At 63.6% G+C, this 18070-nt stretch carries 18 protein-coding genes; 3 read left to right on the top strand and 15 right to left on the bottom strand.

The window, feature by feature from the left end; genetic code table 11:
- Nucleotides 1–55: 55 nt before the first annotated feature.
- On the bottom strand, nt 56–2551 hold the full coding sequence (locus tag QQL76_RS10875) for a heavy metal translocating P-type ATPase (protein WP_499207653.1): 2496 nt from the start codon (nt 2549–2551) through the stop codon (nt 56–58).
- Between the two features lie 165 nt (nt 2552–2716).
- Here QQL76_RS10875 and QQL76_RS10870 point away from each other — a divergent pair, with 165 nt between their 5' ends.
- From QQL76_RS10870 to cueR, 3 genes are read left to right on the top strand one after another with little or no spacing between them, the layout of a single operon-like run.
- A complete protein-coding gene (locus QQL76_RS10870) occupies nt 2717–2914 on the top strand; it encodes a heavy-metal-associated domain-containing protein (RefSeq protein ID WP_499207652.1) in 198 nt (65 codons plus the stop codon).
- 9 nt (nt 2915–2923) lie between these two features.
- Nucleotides 2924–3400 carry a DUF305 domain-containing protein gene (gene copM, locus QQL76_RS10865; protein WP_499207651.1) on the top strand — a complete coding sequence of 159 codons (477 nt, stop codon included), beginning with the start codon at nt 2924–2926 and terminating at the stop codon, nt 3398–3400.
- A gap of 24 nt (nt 3401–3424) precedes the next feature.
- Nucleotides 3425–3823, top strand: a complete 399-nt coding sequence (cueR, locus tag QQL76_RS10860; RefSeq protein WP_499207650.1) for a Cu(I)-responsive transcriptional regulator — start codon at nt 3425–3427, stop codon at nt 3821–3823.
- Between the two features lie 27 nt (nt 3824–3850).
- On the opposite strand, the gene QQL76_RS10855 is transcribed toward cueR, so the two are convergent.
- From QQL76_RS10855 to QQL76_RS10790, 14 genes are all read right to left on the bottom strand, one after another.
- Nucleotides 3851–4513: a Crp/Fnr family transcriptional regulator gene (locus tag QQL76_RS10855; RefSeq protein WP_499207649.1), complete on the bottom strand. Its 663-nt coding sequence runs from the start codon at nt 4511–4513 to the stop codon at nt 3851–3853.
- 200 nt (nt 4514–4713) lie between these two features.
- Nucleotides 4714–5067, bottom strand: coding sequence for a response regulator (locus tag QQL76_RS10850; protein WP_164527930.1), 354 nt, complete (start codon nt 5065–5067; stop codon nt 4714–4716).
- A 78-nt stretch (nt 5068–5145) separates the two neighbouring features.
- Nucleotides 5146–5757 carry a response regulator transcription factor gene (locus QQL76_RS10845; protein WP_404862519.1) on the bottom strand — a complete coding sequence of 204 codons (612 nt, stop codon included), beginning with the start codon at nt 5755–5757 and terminating at the stop codon, nt 5146–5148.
- A complete protein-coding gene (locus QQL76_RS10840; protein WP_245451339.1) occupies nt 5750–6928 on the bottom strand; it encodes a two-component system sensor histidine kinase NtrB in 1179 nt (392 codons plus the stop codon). The genes QQL76_RS10845 and QQL76_RS10840 overlap by 8 nt, the downstream gene beginning before the upstream one ends.
- A gap of 122 nt (nt 6929–7050) precedes the next feature.
- Nucleotides 7051–8619, bottom strand: a complete 1569-nt coding sequence (gene guaA, locus QQL76_RS10835) for a glutamine-hydrolyzing GMP synthase (RefSeq protein ID WP_126011201.1) — start codon at nt 8617–8619, stop codon at nt 7051–7053.
- A 41-nt stretch (nt 8620–8660) separates the two neighbouring features.
- On the bottom strand, nt 8661–9362 hold the full coding sequence (locus QQL76_RS10830; RefSeq protein ID WP_499207648.1) for a 5'-methylthioadenosine/S-adenosylhomocysteine nucleosidase: 702 nt from the start codon (nt 9360–9362) through the stop codon (nt 8661–8663).
- Nucleotides 9359–9814, bottom strand: coding sequence for a PaaI family thioesterase (locus QQL76_RS10825; RefSeq protein ID WP_126011205.1), 456 nt, complete (start codon nt 9812–9814; stop codon nt 9359–9361). Before QQL76_RS10825 ends, QQL76_RS10830 begins: the two co-directional genes overlap by 4 nt.
- Before the next feature lie 86 nt (nt 9815–9900).
- Complete coding sequence (locus QQL76_RS10820; protein ID WP_499207647.1) at nt 9901–10356, bottom strand: TspO/MBR family protein; 456 nt, start codon at nt 10354–10356, stop codon at nt 9901–9903.
- Nucleotides 10357–10425: 69 nt separating this feature from the next.
- On the bottom strand, nt 10426–11709 hold the full coding sequence (locus tag QQL76_RS10815; RefSeq protein WP_499207646.1) for an RsmB/NOP family class I SAM-dependent RNA methyltransferase: 1284 nt from the start codon (nt 11707–11709) through the stop codon (nt 10426–10428).
- Between the two features lie 51 nt (nt 11710–11760).
- Nucleotides 11761–12177 (bottom strand): MAPEG family protein, encoded by a 417-nt coding sequence (locus tag QQL76_RS10810; RefSeq protein ID WP_404862526.1) that lies wholly within the window; start codon nt 12175–12177, stop codon nt 11761–11763.
- A gap of 3 nt (nt 12178–12180) precedes the next feature.
- Nucleotides 12181–13686 carry an IMP dehydrogenase gene (gene guaB / locus QQL76_RS10805; protein WP_499207645.1) on the bottom strand — a complete coding sequence of 502 codons (1506 nt, stop codon included), beginning with the start codon at nt 13684–13686 and terminating at the stop codon, nt 12181–12183.
- Between the two features lie 240 nt (nt 13687–13926).
- Nucleotides 13927–14934, bottom strand: a complete 1008-nt coding sequence (locus QQL76_RS10800) for an MBL fold metallo-hydrolase (protein ID WP_499207644.1) — start codon at nt 14932–14934, stop codon at nt 13927–13929.
- 146 nt (nt 14935–15080) lie between these two features.
- Nucleotides 15081–15797 carry an RlmE family RNA methyltransferase gene (locus QQL76_RS10795; protein ID WP_499207643.1) on the bottom strand — a complete coding sequence of 239 codons (717 nt, stop codon included), beginning with the start codon at nt 15795–15797 and terminating at the stop codon, nt 15081–15083.
- Complete coding sequence (locus QQL76_RS10790) at nt 15794–17536, bottom strand: Ppx/GppA phosphatase family protein (protein ID WP_499207642.1); 1743 nt, start codon at nt 17534–17536, stop codon at nt 15794–15796. The genes QQL76_RS10795 and QQL76_RS10790 overlap by 4 nt, the downstream gene beginning before the upstream one ends.
- Nucleotides 17537–18070 lie beyond the last annotated feature (534 nt).

Below are 18070 nucleotides of genomic sequence, written 5' to 3'. Positions count from 1 at the left end.
ATCATTGAACAGAAAGGGCGCGGCCTTGCGGCTGCGCCCTTTTTTTCGTTGCCGGTCAGGCGCTGATGCTGAAGCGACGAAGCCGAAGCGCGTTGGCAAGCACGAAGACGCTCGAAAGCGCCATGGCGCCGGCTGCCAGGATCGGCGAAAGCAATATCCCGAAGGCCGGGTAGAGCACGCCCGCGGCAACGGGGATCAGCGCTGCATTGTAGGCAAACGCCCAGAACAGGTTCTCGCGGATGTTGTGCATCGTCGCCCGCGACAGGGCGATCGCGGTCGGAACACCGGTCAGCTTCCCCGAGACCAGAACGACATCAGCTGCCTCGATCGCGATGTCCGTGCCCGTGCCGATCGCGATGCCCACATCCGCCTCGGCAAGCGCCGGCGCGTCGTTGATGCCGTCGCCGACATAGGCGACCCCTGAGCCATCGGCTTTTAGCCTGCGGATCGTTTCCACCTTGCCATCCGGCAGGACTTCGGCAACCACCTCGTCGATGCCAAGCTGACGCGCGATCGCCTCGGCGGTTTGGCGGTTGTCGCCGGTGATCATGACGACCTTGAGCCCCAGAGCGTGCATGGCGTGGATCGCACCGGACGTGGACGGCTTGATCGGATCGGCCACCGCCACGATGGCCGCAAGCCGCCCATCAACCGCGGCATAAAGAGGGCTCTTTCCTTCGCCGGCAAGCCGCGTTGCGATCTCGGCAAACCGGCCCGTTTCGAGCCCAAGGCTCGCCATGAACCGATCGGCGCCGATCTCGACTCGGCGCCCTTCTGCTACGCCGCGAATGCCGAAACCGGTAACGCTTTCGAATGACGTGACCGCCGGCAGCTGGAGCCCGTCTTCTTCGGCGGCCTCGACGATGGCACGCCCGATCGGGTGCTCCGACCGCTCCTCGACGGCGGCGATGAGGGACAGGATTTCGCTGCGCGCGAAGCCATCGGCAGCGTGAAGATCGGTGAGTGCAGGCTTGCCCTCGGTCAGCGTGCCGGTCTTGTCGAGCGCGACCACTCGGGCATCCTTCAGGCTCTGCAGTGCCTCGCCCTGCTTGAACAGCACACCGAGTTCCGCTCCCCTGCCCGTGCCGACCATGATCGATGTCGGCGTCGCCAGGCCCATGGCACAGGGACACGCGATGATGAGCACCGCGACCGCATTGACCAGCGCGAAGCTCATGGCCGGCTGCGGCCCGAAGATCAGCCAAATGAGGAAGGTCAGCGCGGCAGCCAGCATCACCGCCGGCACGAACCAGAGCGTGACGCGATCGACGAGAGCCTGGATCGGCAGCTTGGAGCCTTGCGCCTCCTCCACCATGCGGATGATCTGCGCCAGCATCGTGTCGCGACCGATCGCCGTGGCGCGCACCGTGAGAGCGCCTGTCTGGTTGATGGTCCCGCCAACCACGGCGCTTCCCGGTCGCTTCTCGACCGGCACGGGCTCGCCGGTCAGCATCGCTTCGTCGACGAAGGAGCTGCCTTCGACCACCTCGCCATCGGCTGCGAGCCTTTCGCCGGGCCGCACATCCACGAGGTCACCCAGGCGAATTTCGGAGGCATCCAATTCGAGCGTCTTGCCGTCGCGATGGATCCGCGCTGTCTTTGGCTGGAGGCCGACGAGCCGCTTGATGGCATCCGACGTCCGGCCCTTTGCCCGCGCTTCCAGATAGCGGCCTGCAAGGACCAGCGAGACGATGACGGCAGCAGCCTCGAAATAAACGTTGACGGTGCCGGCCGGTAAGAGCTGCGGCGCGAGCGTCGCCACCAGTGAATAGGAGAAGGCGGCAAGCGTGCCGACGGCGACCAGCGAGTTCATGTCCGGCGCTCCCTTAAGAAGCGCAGGCAGGCCGATGCGATAGAAGCGCAGGCCGGGCCAGAAGAGCACGATGGCGGTCAGAACAAGCTGGATCAGCCAGCTGGTCTGCATGCCGATCGTCCCCATGACCCAATCATGGATCGCAGGCACCGTGTGGGACCCCATCTCAAGAGCGAAGACGGGAAGTGTCAGCCCTCCTGCGATCATCAAGTCGCGCCTCAGAAGGAGCCGCTCGGCATCGCGCCGTGCCGCGTGGTCTTCCGCGTTCCGATCGCCCTGCAACATGTGCGCCTCGTAACCGGCGCCGTTAATGGCGGCGATCAAATCCGCGGTGCTTATGGTCGGATCGGCCGTCACCGCCGCCCGTTCGCTGGCGAGGTTGACGGACGCAGTTCGTACGCCGGGCACGGCGGCAAGAGCCCGTTCGACCCGCCCCACGCAGGAGGCGCAGGTCATGCCGTCGACTGCGAGTTCGTGCCGTGCGGCCGGCACCTCGTAGCCTGCATCCTCGATGGCTGCGATCAGCGCCTTGTGATCCACGACGCCCTTGAGCGATACATCGGCCCGTTCGGTCGCCAAGTTCACATGGGCAGCGGCCACGCCTTCGACCCGCGTCAGCGCCTTTTCGACGCGGCCCACACAGGAGGCACAGGTCATGCCGACAACGGGGATCGTCAATTTCCGCGCCGACGCTCCGTTCGCTGCGGTTGCGTCGCGCAATTCCTGCAGCGCGGACATGATGCCTGCTCCTTTCAGAAACTCGATTGCTTCCTATGTGGGGTTTCCAGTCGATGGAACGTCAAGGAGCGATCGGTAAAATTTCCGGCCGACTAAGGTGCTTGACCTTCCATCGGCTGGAAGCTGCATCGTGCACAATGAACCGGTCGATGACGGAGAAAGATCATGAAGTTCGAAATCGAGGCCATGCATTGCGGCGGTTGCGCCAGGGGCGTGACCAAGGCGATCCAGTCGGTCGACCCGGCAGCCTCCGTCAATGTGGACCTCGACAAGCGTCTGGTTACCGTCGGCTCCAATGCTTCCCCTGCCGCTCTGATCGCCAAGCTCGAAGCGGCCGGCTTTCCGCCGAAACACCTGGACTGAGGACACGACATGCGTTTCACATCCACATTTACCGCGACCCTGTTACTGACGCTTGCCGGATCCGTGCCTGCGCTGGCGCAGGACAGCGAGTTCCAGCTGCCATCACAGTGCGTGGCCGCGCAGGATCATTCCCAGATGGGCCACGGCGGGAACCACGGCGCGGGCCATGACATGGACATGGGCGCAATGGACATGAGCGGCATGGACGCCCAGTCACTCGAAGGCATGCCGGACCATGTGCAGGAAAACATGCGGCGCATGGCGATCACGATGCCGGCCATGCACCAGGGCATGATGAACGAGGACGCGGATGTTGCCTTTGCCTGCGGGATGATCGCCCATCACCAGGGCGCGATCGACATGGCCGAGGTGCTGCTCGATAACGGCGAAGACGCCGAGATGCGCGCGCTTGCCGAAACCATCATCGCCGCGCAGGAAGCCGAGATCGCCGAGATGACCGCGTGGCTGGCCGAAAACGCCGATTGAACGCAATCTGCGGGAGACACATCCATGAACATCGGTGCCGCTGCCAGGCAATCCAAACTGCCAACGAAGACGATCCGCTACTATGAAGAGATCGGTCTTCTCAAGGCCGACCGCGCCGCAAACGGCTACCGGGACTATTCCGAGGATGACATCCACCGGCTGCGCTTCGTCCAGCGCGCGCGCAGCCTCGGCTTTTCCGTCGACGAATGCCGCCAGTTGCTGTCGCTCTATTCCGATCGAGAGCGGGCCAGCGCCGACGTCAAGGCCATCGCGCTGGAGAAGCTCGGCGAAATCGACCGCAAGATCGCTGAGCTGACTGCACTACGGCAAACGCTCGGCCACCTCGTGGAGACGTGCCACGGCGACAGCCGTCCCGAATGCCCGATCATCGAGGGCTTGTCCGGCAAACCCGCCAGTCATTGAACTGGCGGGATCGGCGGCCGCGCGGGATCAGTGCAGCGCGGCAACCTTGCACATGCGGCAGATCTCCTTGATGGCGATCTGCGTTGGCCGCGGCGCCTCGATCATGCCCTCCCGCTTCAATTGCGAAATGGCTCGGCTGACGGTTTCAAGCGTCAGACCGAGGTAATCGGCGATCTCCCGGCGCGACATGTAAACGTCGTGCGTGACCCTTCCATAGTCCGCAGGCGGCGCCCCGTTGCAAAGGCGTCCGCTGCACTCCGGCACGAAGCGCATCAGAAAGCTCGCAACGCGTTCAAGCGCGGTTTTCTTGCCAAGCAGCGTCACGTGATCATGCATGGCGCCGAGCTTTCGTTGCATCGCGGCGGTAAAGGCATGACACCATTCCACCGTGGAAAACGCATCGTCGCGGCGCCAGGCGATCACGTCACAGGCCATCAAGGTTTCGGCAAAGCAATCCTGGATGGTGCCGTCGCCGAAGCCGAAATAGTCGCCGGGATAGAGCACGTCGACGATCTGTCGGCGCCCATCGCGCAGGATCTGGTAGAGCATCACCGCGCCTGTCTCGACCCGGTAGATATCGGTGACGGGATCATCCTGATGGCAGACGATCTCGCGCGACATGAAGCTGCGCCATTTGCCCCGTGCCTGCGGTCTTTCGGTCGTGGTGAAACTGCGTTCCGCAATGGTCATGGTCCTGCTCCGGAATTTTGATCCAAAGCAGTTTAATCGACCCTGCTCATCAGAAAAATTCGGCCCATCGCTCAGGGAAATCCCCTAAGGCAAGCGCGCTAGAGCAGTTTCGCGTTTCTTCGAACCGCTCAACGGCTATAAGTTTCTGATTTAACGCGTTTCCGAACGGTAAACCTGTGTCCACTTCACCTGGAAACGCTCTAATGCAGCGGCGTCCCGAGCAGGGCGAGAAGGTCGGATGCGGCGAAGGGCTTCGTCAGCACAGCCATGGGACCTGCGGTTCCCAGCCGCGCCCGTGCCGCACGGCTCGTCACGCCAGCCAGCACGATCAAACGACAGGGCGTCTGCTCGCGCTCCATCCTGTCGACCAATCCCGCGGCCTGCCCGTTCGGAAGATCGAGGTCGAGGATGACCGTATCCTCGGGCGACAATGCCTCCTGCCGACAAAGACTGGCCGTTTCGACGTGAAGGCGGGCAGCAAAGCCCTGCTGCTTCAACACGAGCATGAGAGAATCTCCCAGCCCGGTATCCCGAACGACGACATGCAGGCTCATGAAGCGAGATCTTTCGCGGTGATGCTGACGTTGATCGTCCCACATCCCGCGCGCCAAATATTGAGGTGGCTCAAACGATCAGCGCTCACTGCGGTCTGACAACACGATCCGCAACAGATCGGCAAGCGTTCTGGCACCAAGTTTGGCCATGATCGCTTTGCGGTGCGCCTCCACCGTGCGGGGGCTGATCCCCAGTGCCAGCGCCGCCTCCTTGTCGCGGGCGCCCGCGACGACCTGGTCAAGAACTTCGATTTCCCTACCGGTCAGTTTGTCACGGCCATTGAACCCCTCGCCGCCCCTCGCCGGCGGAGCCGGAGTTTCCATCGCCTGCTTCACCCGCTCCAGCAGAACATCGACATCGAAGGGTTTCTCGAGAAAGTCGACCGCGCCCGATTTGACCGCCTGGACCGCCATTGGGATATCACCCTGGCCGGTGATGACGATGACCGGTGCCGGATAGCGGCTCTTGTCGAGGATGCGGAGAATATCGAGGCCCGATCGGCCGGGCATGTGCACGTCAAGAATCACGCAATCGGGTGCACGCGATGCGATCGAGCGTACGAAGGCGTCGCCGGAGGCAAAGCCTTCGACCTCGTAGCCTTCCATGCGCAGAATGACGCCGAGCGCATCGAGAACGGCTGCGTCGTCATCCACCACGTGAATGCGCTTGGCGCCCTTGCCATCAGTCATCGGCGCCATCTCCCGCAATGCCTTCGCCAAGCGGCAATGTCAGCTGGAAGCGCGCGCCCCGCCCCTGGCCTCCCGGGTCGACGCTCAAATCCCCGCCGTGGCTCTGGGCAATCGATCGAGAGATGGCGAGGCCGAGCCCCATGCCCTTGCGCTTGCTCGAGGAGAACACCTTGAACAAATCATCCATGGCGGCAGCCGGGATGCCCTTGCCATTGTCGCCGATAACCACCTGGACCCAGGACCCGTCACGGCGAGTTTCAATGTCGATCGTTGCCTTGTCGACACCCTGGACCGCTTCGAACGCGTTGCGCAGCAGGTTGACAAAAATCTGCTGCATCTGGATCGGATCGGCCTCGACCTGTGGCAGGTCGGGATCGTCATGGCGTTTGATCGCGACGCGGGCCGACCGGCGTCCCATCCGGGTCAAATCCAGCGCCTCGTCCAGAAGTTTGCGCAGGTCGACGAGGCGACGGCGCTGATCCCCTCGGTCGAGAAAGCCACGCATACGCTGGACGATACCGGCTGCACGCTGCGCCTCGCGCACGGCATTCGACAGGGCCTGCGCGCGCATGTCGCCAACCTTCCACTCTTTCGCTGCGGCGCGCTGGACAGCATCGAGATAGAGCATCAGCGCCGTCAGAGGCTGGTTCAGTTCGTGGGCAAGCGCCGAGCCCATCTCGTCGATCGCGGAGGCGCGCGCCATGTGGATCAACTGGCTTTGGAGATCGCGCATGCGGTCCTCCGTCTCGCGCCGAGCGCGCAGATCGCGAAGGATGCCGATGAACTGCCGCCCGTCCGGGGTCTTCGCTTCTCCAACCGACAGCTCGACCGGCATGATGGTGCCATCGCTGTGCATGCCTTCGACCTCGCGGCCGATGCCGATGATGCGCCGCTCGCCTGTGTCGCGATAATGGGTCAGATAGCCGTCATGCTCGTCGGCGTAGCGGCGCGGCATCAGGGATTTGACGTTGCGGCCTACCATCTCGGCAGCCGAATAGCCGAAAAGTTTTTCGCAGGCCTTGTTGAAGGCAAGAATGGTCCCGCGCTCGTCGATGACGACGATGCCATCGACCGCGGTATCGAGCATGCTGGCCAGCCGCGCTTCGGATACGGATCCGAAGCCCGGCGATGGCTGCGCCAAGTGGCCGGCCTTCTGCTCAAACTCCTTCAACGCCTCTCTTGCTCCGTCTCCGTCGTCAAAGGAAGCAATAGCGCGTTATGAGGAAGCGCGTAAACGCCGTTCAATGCAACCCTGGAGCGCCCGCGCCCTCTCTTAGGCGCGCAACCTACCAATCATTCCCACTCGATCGTGCCCGGGGGCTTCGAGGTGATGTCGTAGACGACGCGGTTGATGCCTTTGACCTCATTGATAATGCGGGTCGCGGCGCGGCCGAGGAAGTCCATGTCGTAGGGGTAGAAATCGGCGGTCATGCCGTCGACCGAGGTGACGGCGCGCAGTGCGCAGACGAATTCGTAGGTGCGACCATCGCCCATGACGCCGACCGTCTGGACTGGAAGGAGCACGGCGAAGGCCTGCCAGATGGCGTCGTAGAGCCCTGCCTTGCGGATTTCGTCGAGATAGATCGCGTCGGCTTCGCGCAGGATCTCCAGCTTTTCGCGCGTGATGCCACCCGGGCAGCGGATCGCAAGGCCTGGACCGGGGAAAGGATGGCGGCCGATGAAGCTGTCCGGCAGGCCCAGTTCCTTGCCGAGAACGCGGACCTCGTCCTTGAAGAGCTCGCGCAGCGGCTCGACGAGCTTCATGTTCATGCGTTCAGGCAATCCGCCCACATTGTGGTGCGACTTGATGGTGACCGACGGCCCGCCCGTGAAGGAGACGCTTTCGATGACGTCCGGATAGAGCGTTCCCTGCGCGAGGAAATCGGCGCCGCCGAGCTTGCCGGCTTCTTCCTCGAAGATCTCGATGAAGAGGCGCCCGATGGTCTTGCGCTTCTTCTCAGGGTCGCTCTCGCCTTCCAGCGCGCCGATGAACCGGTCCGATGCGTCGACGAGGATCAGCGACAGGTTGTAGTGCTCGCGGAACATCGCCACCACTTCCGCCGCTTCGTTCTTCCGCATCAGGCCATGATCGACGAGGATGCAGGTGAGCTGATCACCGACCGCTTCGTGGATGAGCAATGCGGCAACGGAGCTGTCGACGCCGCCCGAAAGCGCGCAGATCACCCTACCGTCGCCGACCTGATCGCGGATCGCCTGCACGGCCTGCTCGTGATAGGCCGCCATGGTCCAATCGCCGGCGAGACCGGCAATCTTGTGCACAAAGTTGGAGAGAAGCTTCGCGCCATCCGGCGTGTGGATCACTTCCGGGTGAAACTGCACGGCATAGAAGCGGCGCTTCTCGTCGGCAATCGCCGCAAAGGGCGCGCCAGTTGATGTGCCGATCACCTCGAAGCCTTCGGGCAGCGCCGTCACGCGGTCGCCGTGGCTCATCCAGACCTGATGGCGGCTACCGACTTCCCAGATCCCGTCGAACAGGGCGCTGTCCTTGCGGATATCCAGGAAGGCCCGTCCGAATTCCCGGTGATGGCCACCTTCGACGGCGCCGCCAAGCTGGGCGCACATCAGTTGCTCGCCATAGCAGATGCCGAGCACGGGCAGCCCGCTTTCGAAGATCACCTGAGGCGCGCGCGGGCTGCCGATATCGGTGGTCGATGCGGGGCCGCCGGACAGGATGACTGCCTTCGGCGAAAGCCTGTGAAACGCATCTTCGGCGAGCTGAAACGGCACGATTTCCGAGTAGACGCCGGCCTCGCGGACGCGCCTTGCGATGAGCTGCGTGACCTGACTGCCGAAATCGACAATGAGGACGGTATCGGGGTGAGCGGCGATGGATTGTGTCATGGCGAGGCTCTAGTCAAAACGCGACGGCGTTGCAACGGCGTTCAGAGGTTTGCCGTTGCTTTTGAACGGATGCCGGTCAGCGCCTGCGCCTCGAGCGCCTCCGCGAGCATGTCGACCGAGGCAGCCATCTTTTCATCGATGACGTGCAGATACTCGGTCCAGTTGTCGACATGGGTCAATTCGGCCGCGCCATCGGAAATTCCGCGCAACACGATCAGCGGGATAGCAAACAAACGGCAGGCACGCGCAATGGCATAACTTTCCATATCCACCATGTCGGCGTCGATCGCGTCATAGGCCGCGCCCGAAACGATGTTCGCGCCGGTGGACAGGCGCGCAGTCTGAATACCCGGGATGAGGTGCGGCAATGCGATATCCGCTGGCTCACCGAGAAAAGGCGTGACGCCTTTGGCGAAACCGAGCGGCGACGCATCCATGTCGCGATAGGAAACGGTCGTCGCCTGGTAGATGCCGGTCTGCTCCAACGTGCGGGAGCCTGCGGAGCCCAAAGAAACAACGAGATCAGGCAGACTTCCGGCAGCTGCGCAGATCGCGAGTGTGGCACCCATCACCACGCCGGCTTCGACCGGCCCGACGCCTGTCATCAGAGGTTCGAAGCGCAGTTGCAGATGGCGACCGTATTCCGCAGACGCGGCCATCACGAACAGCACAGAATGACCGGCGACGTCAGTCAGCGGCGCGGGATCACGCAAATGCCTGTCCGGGTGCCCGCTGCTCTTCATCCGGTCAAACCGTCCCTGCCCTGCACCACCATCATCGTGCCGGTCATGGAGGCAATCAGCTTCGGTGGCTCTGCGCCGCCGATGGCATAGGCGCGGCCGTCGGAGACGATGATGGTCGAACCGGGCTTGGTGACTTCGCCACGAAAAATGAAGCGCTCGCCACGGCCGGGCGACAGGAGATTGATCTTGAACTCGATGGTCAGCACGGCGGCATCGGCCGGCATGATCGAATAGGCAGCATAGCCACACGCAGAATCCAGCGCTGTCGATATGATGCCGGCATGCAGAAAGCCGTGCTGCTGCGTCAGCTTCTCGTCAAACGGCACTTCGATCTCGATCGTGCCGTGCTCGACGGTGATAAGCTCGGCGCCGATCGTCGTCATCGCTTTCTGCCGGGCGAAGCTTTGGCGCACGCGCGTCTTGAAATCAGGATTGATCTGTTCGGCGTTCATGGCCGAAACCTTTCTTTTCGCATCTGCGAAATAAGCACGCGGTCATGGCCGCGGCAAGAGGCCGCGCCGCAACGTGGTTATCAGGCTCAGGCGTTCAGCCGCCAGATCTCGAAATTCAGCGCAGTCGCGAAACCGACCCATGCAGCGTAGGGAACGAAGAGGAGGCTCGACAGTCGATCCCGCCGGAAGGTGAGCGCGATGAACGCAAGGATCGAAAGCAGCAGGGGGATGATCACCACCAGCGCAAGCTCAGGCCGCTGCGCCGTGAAAAACGCCGGCGTCCAGGCGAAGTTGAGCGCCATTTGAACGAACCAGACGATCATTGCAGCCGATCGCGCACCGCGCGCGAAAGTGCGCGCGCCGGCGATGCCGATCATCACGTAAAGCACGCTCCAGACGGGCCCGAAGACCCAGTTTGGTGGATTGAACGGCGGCTTTGCCAGGCTCTCGTACCACGGCCCTGGCGCGTTGGAGAGGCCGATGAGAATTCCGCCCCCAAGCGAAAGCGCGACGAACAGAATGAGCAGGCGAAGGTTGCGCATGGGAAGCCTTGTCGTGGATCGGGATCAGACATGGCGCAACGCGCCAGGCTTTCCAGGGTTGCGAACCGCTCAGGACAATCGGCGCATGACGGAGACGAAAAAGCCATCCGTTGCCGTGGTCGCCGGGGTGAGTGTCACCATTCCATTCTCAGGATCCGCATGGGCAGGCAGTGCTTTTTCGAAGGTGCTTTCCCAACGCGCCGCAATCTCGACCGGCTGAAATTCCGGGTGGCGCTCACGGAAACGGGCAATTTGCCCTGCATTCTCCGACGGCAGCAGTGAACAGGTTACGTAGACGAGTTCGCCGCCAGGTTTCACGAAGCGATAGGCCGCTTCGAGCACGGTTTCCTGCTCAGCCATACGCTGCGCCAGCGTTTCGGGCGTGAGGCGCCATTTGGCATCGGGCCGGCGGCGCCATGTCCCCGTGCCCGTGCAGGGCGCATCGATCAGAACGTGGTCGCACCGTCCCTGGAGCGGCTCCAATTGGGCTGCCTGGTCGTGCACCTGGACGTTGCGCGTGCCCGCGCGCTTCAAGCGCTCCACGATAGGTGCAAGCCGGTGGCGATCGGCATCATAGGCGTGGATCTGGCCCTTGTTGCCCATGCTCGCGGCGAGCGCCAAGGTCTTGCCACCGCCGCCCGCGCAATAATCGAGAACCTGACCACCGGATGCTCCGGTCAGCAACGCGGCGATCTGGCTGCCTTCGTCCTGCACCTCGAACCAGCCTTTCGCGAAGGAAAGCTCTGCGGTGACGTTCGGGTGGCGCCCAGATCCCTCGACAGGCGCGACGCGGATGCCATCAGGCGCGATCTCGGTTGGTACGGCGCCGGTACGCGCGAGTGCCTTCAACACCTTTTCGCGGTTCGCCTTCAACCGGTTGACGCGCAGATCGAGCGGCGGCCGGCCATTCAGCCCTTGCGCCTCGGTAATCCAGTGCTCGCCGAAGGCCGTTTCGAATTCGCCCTGCAGCCATTCCGGCAAATCGGCCTGCACATGCGGCGGCGCCTCGTTCAAGTCGCGTGAAGCAAACGTCTCGAACATCTCCGACGGCGCGGCGGGCGCGAAAGAGTCGCCATCGAGCTCGGCCGCGAGGCTTTCTGCCGTGTAGCCCCATTGGCGCAGAAGCACGGCGAAGCCGAGCGCCGCCGGCTCGTCGCTTTGCATCAGCCATCGATGGCTGAGCTTCAGCCTGAGCGCGTCATAGACGATGTTGCCGATCGCAGCGCGATCGCCCGAGCCCGCAAACCGGTGGGACAGACCCCAATCCTTCAGCGCCTCGGCAACGGGGCGATGGCGCGTTTCGATGTCTGAGAGAATGTCGATGGCTGCCGAGAGCCTTCCACCAAGTCGCATGGCGGGGTCCTTCGCGGGAACGACGAAATTGAGCGAGCTTCAAGACGACCGTCAGGCGATCGCCAGCCGATAGGCGAAATAGAGCCAGAGCAGACCGTTGATGAAGAAGCCGACGATGAAGGCCGCGCGGCGCTGCATTAGGGCATTCGTCGTCACATGGATCGCCGCATGCACGATACGGCTGATGACGAAGGCCCATGCGAGCACCAGCACCACGATGTTGACCGCGGAGATGAGGTAGAACGCGATGCAGACGAAGATGAACAGCATCGGCAGTTCGAACTGGTTCACAAGGCTGCGGATTGCCGTTGCGCTCTGTGCCGGCTCGTTGATCGGAACCAGGAACTCGCGCGATTTCACTTCGCCTCGCTTCACCGCGCCGACGCGGCGGTTCGATGCGATGAGGTAGATCACGTAAATCAGCGCTACCTGAACGATGACTGGCCAGAAGATGGAGATGGAATTCATCGCTCAGTTCCCGCCGCCCGGGTAATTCGGGCTCTCGCGTGTGATCGTTACGTCATGCGCATGGCTTTCGCGCAGGCCCGCGTTCGAGATGCGCACGAAGGTTGCCCGGTCGTGGAACTGCTTGAGATCGGCAGCACCGACATAGCCCATGGCGGCACGCAGACCGCCAGCCAGCTGGTGCAGGACGCCGGAGACCGGTCCCTTGTAGGGCACCTGCCCCTCGATACCTTCGGGCACGAGCTTCAGCGTATCGCGCACTTCGGCCTGGAAGTAGCGGTCAGCCGAGCCCCGCGCCATGGCGCCGACCGAGCCCATGCCCCGGTAGGCTTTGAAGGAGCGGCCCTGGTGCAGATAGACTTCGCCGGGGCTCTCGTCCGTGCCGGCCAGCAGCGAACCGATCATCACCGCATCGGCACCGGCCGCCATCGCCTTGGCGAGGTCGCCGGAAAACTTGATGCCGCCATCGGCGATGACCGGGATGCCGGCGCCACGCGCCACTTCCACGGCGTTCATGATTGCCGAAAGCTGCGGCACGCCAACACCGGCCACGATGCGCGTGGTGCAGATCGAGCCGGGCCCGATGCCCACTTTGATCGCATCGGCGCCCGCATCCATCAGCGCCTTGGTGCCGTCGCCCGTCGCCACATTGCCGGCCATGACGCGGACCGAGTTCGACAGGCGCTTGACCCGCGCGACCGCATCCAGAACGCGCTGCGAATGACCGTGTGCCGTATCGACGACGATCAGGTCGACGCCGGCATCGATCAGGCGCTCGGCACGCTCGAAGCCGTCGTCGCCGACGCTGGTCGCGGCCGCAACGCGCAGGCGCCCTTGCGCATCCTTCGAGGCGTTCGGGTTGAGCTGCGACTTCTCGATATCCTTCACGGTGATGAGGCCGACGCAATTGCGATCGGCATCGACCACCAGGAGCTTCTCGATGCGGTGATGATGCAAGAGCCGCTTAGCTTCGTCCTGGCTGACGCTTTCCTGAACCGTGATCAGGTTGTCCTTCGTCATCAGCTCGTGGATATTCTGCGCCGGATCTGATGCAAAGCGCACGTCGCGGTTGGTGAGGATACCCACCAGCTTGCCCGTGGTCTGGCCGCCATTGCCGCCGTTTTCGACCACCGGAATACCTGAGATGCCGTGCGCCTTCATCAGGGCCTGGGCGTCACCAAGCGTCGCGTCCGGCCCAATCGTCACCGGGTTCACGACCATGCCGCTTTCGAACTTCTTGACCTGGCGAACCTGTTCGGCCTGCTCGATCGGCGAGAGATTGCGGTGGATAACGCCAATGCCGCCGGACTGCGCCATCGCGATGGCGAGCCGCCATTCGGTCACCGTGTCCATGGCGGAGGAGAGAATCGGCAGGTTGAGCTCGATACCGTCGGCAATGCGCGTGGCGATCATCGTTTGCCCCGGCATGACCTCCGAATGTCCGGGCTGCAACAACACGTCGTCGAATGTCAGCGCCATGGCGCCGGTTGAGGAATCAATGATCTTCGCCATGGCCAACCTTCGTCTCTGATATGAACCATCCCGCTTCGCCGGGCGAAGCGGGATGTGATCGTTCAATCCTCAGGATGATTTCGCTTTTCGCGTGAACGCCCAATCACCCTGAAATTTGCTGTGTCGCGTTTCCGGACGGCAAACCGGCATCCACTTCACCGGGAAACGCTTTATGATTGGCGAGGGCTGGTACCATGGCCCGCCGCCAATGAAAAGCCATGGACCGCCCCTGTGCGACGATCAGGCGTCGACGTCGAACTGGTAGCTCTTCGGCACGAAGCGATAGCCGGTATCGAGCTTCTCGACGAACCCTACGCCCGGGAACGGCATGTGATAGCCGATGAAGGCCGTGCGATCGGTTGCCAGCATGTCGAACACACGCTTGCGCGTTTCGGCGGCGGCCGCCTTATCCATGTCGTAGACGACCTCCCAATCCGGGCGCTGCAGCGACAGGACGAAATGATTGGCCGTGTCGGCGGTGAGCACGACGCGCTGGTCGTCCGATTCGACCATGTAGATCATGTGGCCGGGGGTATGGCCGAAGGCAGCCATGCCGGTCACGCCGGAAACCACCTCGTCACCATCGCCGATGAACGTCATCTGCTCGGCCAGCGGTGCGACGCGGCTCATCACGGCGCCATGGTTGCCCTCGGCCGGGGTTCCGACGCGGGCATCATCGGTCCAGAAATCAAATTCCTGCTGGCCGGTCACGTAGCGGGCATTGGCGAAGGTCGGCGCTCCGCCTTCCATCAGGCCGTTGATGTGATCGCCGTGGAGATGGGTCAGGACGACGACCGTCACGTCTTCCGGCTGGTAGCCCGATGCGCGCAATGAGGCGAGCATCTGGCCGGCGCCCGCTTCGCGCGCTGCCTCGCCATTGCCGGTATCGAAAAGCACAAGGTCGGACCCGGCCTTGATCAGGGTGGGCGTGAAGCTGTTGCGCATCCGCGCAGTCGGCAGGAAATTTTCCTCCAGAAGTGCTGCAACGTCTTCCTGCGGCTGATTTGCGCCGAAGATCGTATGCGGATCGTCCGTGATCCGGCCGCCATCGCTCAGCGTCGTGATCTCGAAGCTGCCGAGTTGGAAACGGTTGAACTGCCCCATGGGTGCCTCCGGTGTCGATGCATCTTGCGCGAACGCTGCGCGCGTGATGATCTGAGGCGCTGCGAGGCCGGCCGCAACCAGTCCTGCAGCTTTGAACATATCGCGGCGCGAAGCACCGATCACCGATTTCTGGCGAAGTGTCATGCAAAATCTCCCGGGATTTTGGGGGCCGGGCTTCAACCGCCCGGCACGTTTCATGGCAAGTGTCGACAGCGCCTGAAGTGGGACCGAACGCCGTGAAGGCAATCATGAATTGTGGCGAAGCCCCCGGTTTCACAGGATCGTGAAGATCAGTCTTCAGCCGGGGCGTCGTCCGTCGCTTCCTCCGCGCGGCCCTTGAAGCCCTTGGCCAGCACGAACATCTCGACCGATTCCTGCCTGGACGATGGCGGCTTGATGTGGATGACGCTGCGAAAATTCTTCTTCAGCATAGTCAGCAGATCGTGGCCGGTGCCGCCCTGGAAGGTCTTCGCCAGGAAATGCCCGCCGGGGCGCAGGACATCCACCGCGAAATGGGCGGCAGCCTCACTCAGATGCATGGTGCGCAGATGGTCCGTCCGCTTGTGGCCGGTTGTCGGCGCCGCCATGTCGGAAATAACGACATCCGGCTGGCCGCCGCAGGCCTCGACCAGTTTGGCAGGTGCGTCGTCATCCAGAAAATCCATCAGCAGGATGTGAACGCCGGGGATCGTGTCCATTTCTAGGAAGTCGATGGCAGCGACGCGGGGCGCCTCATCTGCCGAACCGGTGACCTTGGCCGCGATCTGCGACCAGCCACCCGGCGCCGCGCCGAGATCGATGATGCGATGGGCGCCCTTCAGGATCTTGTGCTTCTCGTCGATCTCCAGAAGCTTGTAGGCCGCGCGCGAGCGATAGCCTTCGAGCTGCGCCCGCTGCACATATGGATCGTTGATGTGTCGCTCGATCCATCGCCTGGACGATGCCTTGAGCTTGCCCTTCTTGACTTTCTGACCGAGCTTGCGCCCGCTCTTGATCGGCCCCGTCAACTCGTGCCCTCCCCGCCCTTGCGGCCTTGTTCGTTGCGCCCATCGAAGCGCGATCGGTTGCGATCGGTGGCCGGAAAGCGCGACCGGCGCCGTCGCCAGACGCCATCGGCCGCCATCATGTCGGTCAAAAGCCCTTCCCGCAGGCCGCGATCGGCCACGCGCAGGCGCTCAGCCGGCCAGCGACGGCGAATGCCTTGAAGGATCGCGCAACCCGCCAACACCAGATCGGCACGGTCGGCCCCGATGCACGGATTTGCCGAGCGCTGGTCGAAATCCCAGGACAGAATCCGGTCGAGCATGCGATCGACCTCGTCGCTCGTCAGCCAGAGCCCGTCGACGCGCCGCCGATCATAACGCGGCAGGCCAAGATGGACACCGGCCAGCGTCGTTACGGTTCCTGAAGTGCCGATTAGATGGAAATTTCCGCCCGTGTCGCCGCCCATGCCGGGCAGATCCGGGGCCAGGAACGACGACAGCATCACCTCCACATCGGCAACCATCGCCTGGAATGTGTCCGGCGTTACGTCGCGGCCGCCGAAGCGTTCCGACAAGGTGACGACGCCCACCGGCAACGATGTCCATGCGCGAATGTGGTTGGCCAGCCGGCCGGACCTCTCACGCGGCAGATCGATCACCGCGATCTCGGACGACCCGCCGCCGATATCGAACAGCACGACGGAGTCCGTGCCCTGCTCGACCAGCGACGAACAGCCGGAGACGGCAAGCCGCGCTTCGGTCTCGCGGTCGACGATTTCCAGTTCGAGGCCCGTCTCGCGCTGGACCCGCTCGAGAAACTCGGCGCCGTTCTCGGCAGCCCGACAGGCTTCCGTTGCGATCAGGCGCGCCTTGCGGATGGGCTTGTCCGCCAGTTTCGATGCGCAGACTTTCAGGGCATCCACCGCCCGGTCCATCGCCCGGTCCGACAGGCGGCCCGACGCGGCAAGACCTTCGCCGAGCCGCACGATACGCGAGAAGGCATCGACGACGCGGAACTGGCCCGGCCGGGTCGGCGAAGCGACCAGAAGCCGGCAATTGTTCGTGCCGAGATCGAGCGCAGCATAAAGCGGCGCGGCGGCACTGTTGCGCCGATCGTCGGCATCAGCTTTCGCAGAGGCTGCGCTGGCGCCGTTTCCACCAGCCTGCGCCGACGCAGAGGAAGGCTGGGCTGCCTCTGCGCGGGCGGAAGCCGTGGCGGTGTTGCCGGCGGCACCGGCCGGGGCGTTGCCCTCGGCCACAACAGCACCGGCAGGCCCGCCGATCATGCCTCCCGGGCGCATCGTCTTGGCGCGCTTTGCGCGTTGACGGCGCTTGCGCGATTTCGAGCGTGTCGCACCGGGGTGATGGTCTCCCGGCCGATGGTCTCCCCGGCGCTCTTCGCCCGCACGCTGGTTACCTGCACGCAGGCTTCCCGACTTCTGGTCCTCGGAATGCTGGCGCCCCTGGTCACGGCCACCGTCCGCAAGACCTTCGGTGTCGCGCAATGCAGCGCCCGCTTTGCCGGCGGCGGCGCCATGGGTGTCGTTGTTGGTCAGCGCATCTGTGACCGGATGTCGGCCCGCCGCGCGATGTCCAGCGTCGCCCTTCGACCGCTCAGCCGCAATCGACGCGGCGTCGCCGCCGCCGCCTGCTCCGACATGCGCCGCCTGAGACGTTGCGGTGTTTCCGCCCCTGCGGCGCCGTCTGCGCCGCCTCTTTCCATCCTTGGCGCGAGCGGCGTCGCCGAGTGGGTCGGCAGCCATCGTATGCGGGCGCGCTTCGCCGTCCAGGCGCGGGGCCTGGCCGGACGCTAGAGCATCACCTGTCGACGCCGGGCCGGCCGATGCCGAACCTGTCCTGCCGCGATTGGAGCCCGCGCTTCTTGAGCGGTTCTTTCCGTTGCGGCTGGAGGGTTGGCCGGTTGGCGCATGACGTTGTCCGTGATCCTCATCTGGCGCCCCTCTTGTCGGCACGTCCGTGCCGCTTTCGGGGTTCTTCACGTCAGTTCCTGTCGGCGCGTCGCGGGCGGCAGCAAAAATGCGCACCGCGAAAAGCGCTCGTCTATCATCGTTGGGCAAAGCCTATCAGCCGGAACGCATTTGACAAAATGCTTTTTGGGACCCGCCGGCGCCCAGCTCTCCCGTAGACGCGAACTCTCTCGTTTCGACACACCTTCACAGCCCATCGCAAAGCGGCACCGCTCCACCGCGCGGCCCGCCAAATTATGCCCGCAGGCATGCAACGGGGTCTTGATCGACGGGTCGAATATGCTACAAGGCGGCCTCGAAACAGCGGCG

The sequence above is a fragment of the Rhizobium albus genome (assembly GCA_030160035.1).
GTDB classification, from domain to species: Bacteria; Pseudomonadota; Alphaproteobacteria; order Rhizobiales; family Rhizobiaceae; genus Georhizobium; species Georhizobium albus.
The sequence above is the reverse complement of the archived record's forward strand: the minus strand, read 5'-3'. Positions and strand labels throughout refer to the sequence as shown.

Coding starts and splice junctions, on each gene's coding strand:
- QQL76_RS10875 (WP_499207653.1), bottom strand. CDS start 2,551: ATGTCCGCGCTGCAGGAATTGCGCGACGCAACCGCAGCGAACGGAGCG.
- QQL76_RS10870 (WP_499207652.1), top strand. CDS start 2,717: ATGAAGTTCGAAATCGAGGCCATGCATTGCGGCGGTTGCGCCAGGGGC.
- copM (WP_499207651.1), top strand. CDS start 2,924: ATGCGTTTCACATCCACATTTACCGCGACCCTGTTACTGACGCTTGCC.
- cueR (WP_499207650.1), top strand. CDS start 3,425: ATGAACATCGGTGCCGCTGCCAGGCAATCCAAACTGCCAACGAAGACG.
- QQL76_RS10855 (WP_499207649.1), bottom strand. CDS start 4,513: ATGACCATTGCGGAACGCAGTTTCACCACGACCGAAAGACCGCAGGCA.
- QQL76_RS10850 (WP_164527930.1), bottom strand. CDS start 5,067: ATGAGCCTGCATGTCGTCGTTCGGGATACCGGGCTGGGAGATTCTCTC.
- QQL76_RS10845 (WP_404862519.1), bottom strand. CDS start 5,757: ATGACTGATGGCAAGGGCGCCAAGCGCATTCACGTGGTGGATGACGAC.
- guaA (WP_126011201.1), bottom strand. CDS start 8,619: ATGACACAATCCATCGCCGCTCACCCCGATACCGTCCTCATTGTCGAT.
- QQL76_RS10830 (WP_499207648.1), bottom strand. CDS start 9,362: ATGAAGAGCAGCGGGCACCCGGACAGGCATTTGCGTGATCCCGCGCCG.
- QQL76_RS10825 (WP_126011205.1), bottom strand. CDS start 9,814: ATGAACGCCGAACAGATCAATCCTGATTTCAAGACGCGCGTGCGCCAA.
- QQL76_RS10820 (WP_499207647.1), bottom strand. CDS start 10,356: ATGCGCAACCTTCGCCTGCTCATTCTGTTCGTCGCGCTTTCGCTTGGG.
- QQL76_RS10815 (WP_499207646.1), bottom strand. CDS start 11,709: ATGCGACTTGGTGGAAGGCTCTCGGCAGCCATCGACATTCTCTCAGAC.
- QQL76_RS10810 (WP_404862526.1), bottom strand. CDS start 12,177: ATGAATTCCATCTCCATCTTCTGGCCAGTCATCGTTCAGGTAGCGCTG.
- guaB (WP_499207645.1), bottom strand. CDS start 13,686: ATGGCGAAGATCATTGATTCCTCAACCGGCGCCATGGCGCTGACATTC.
- QQL76_RS10800 (WP_499207644.1), bottom strand. CDS start 14,934: ATGACACTTCGCCAGAAATCGGTGATCGGTGCTTCGCGCCGCGATATG.
- QQL76_RS10790 (WP_499207642.1), bottom strand. CDS start 17,536: ATGGCTGCCGACCCACTCGGCGACGCCGCTCGCGCCAAGGATGGAAAG.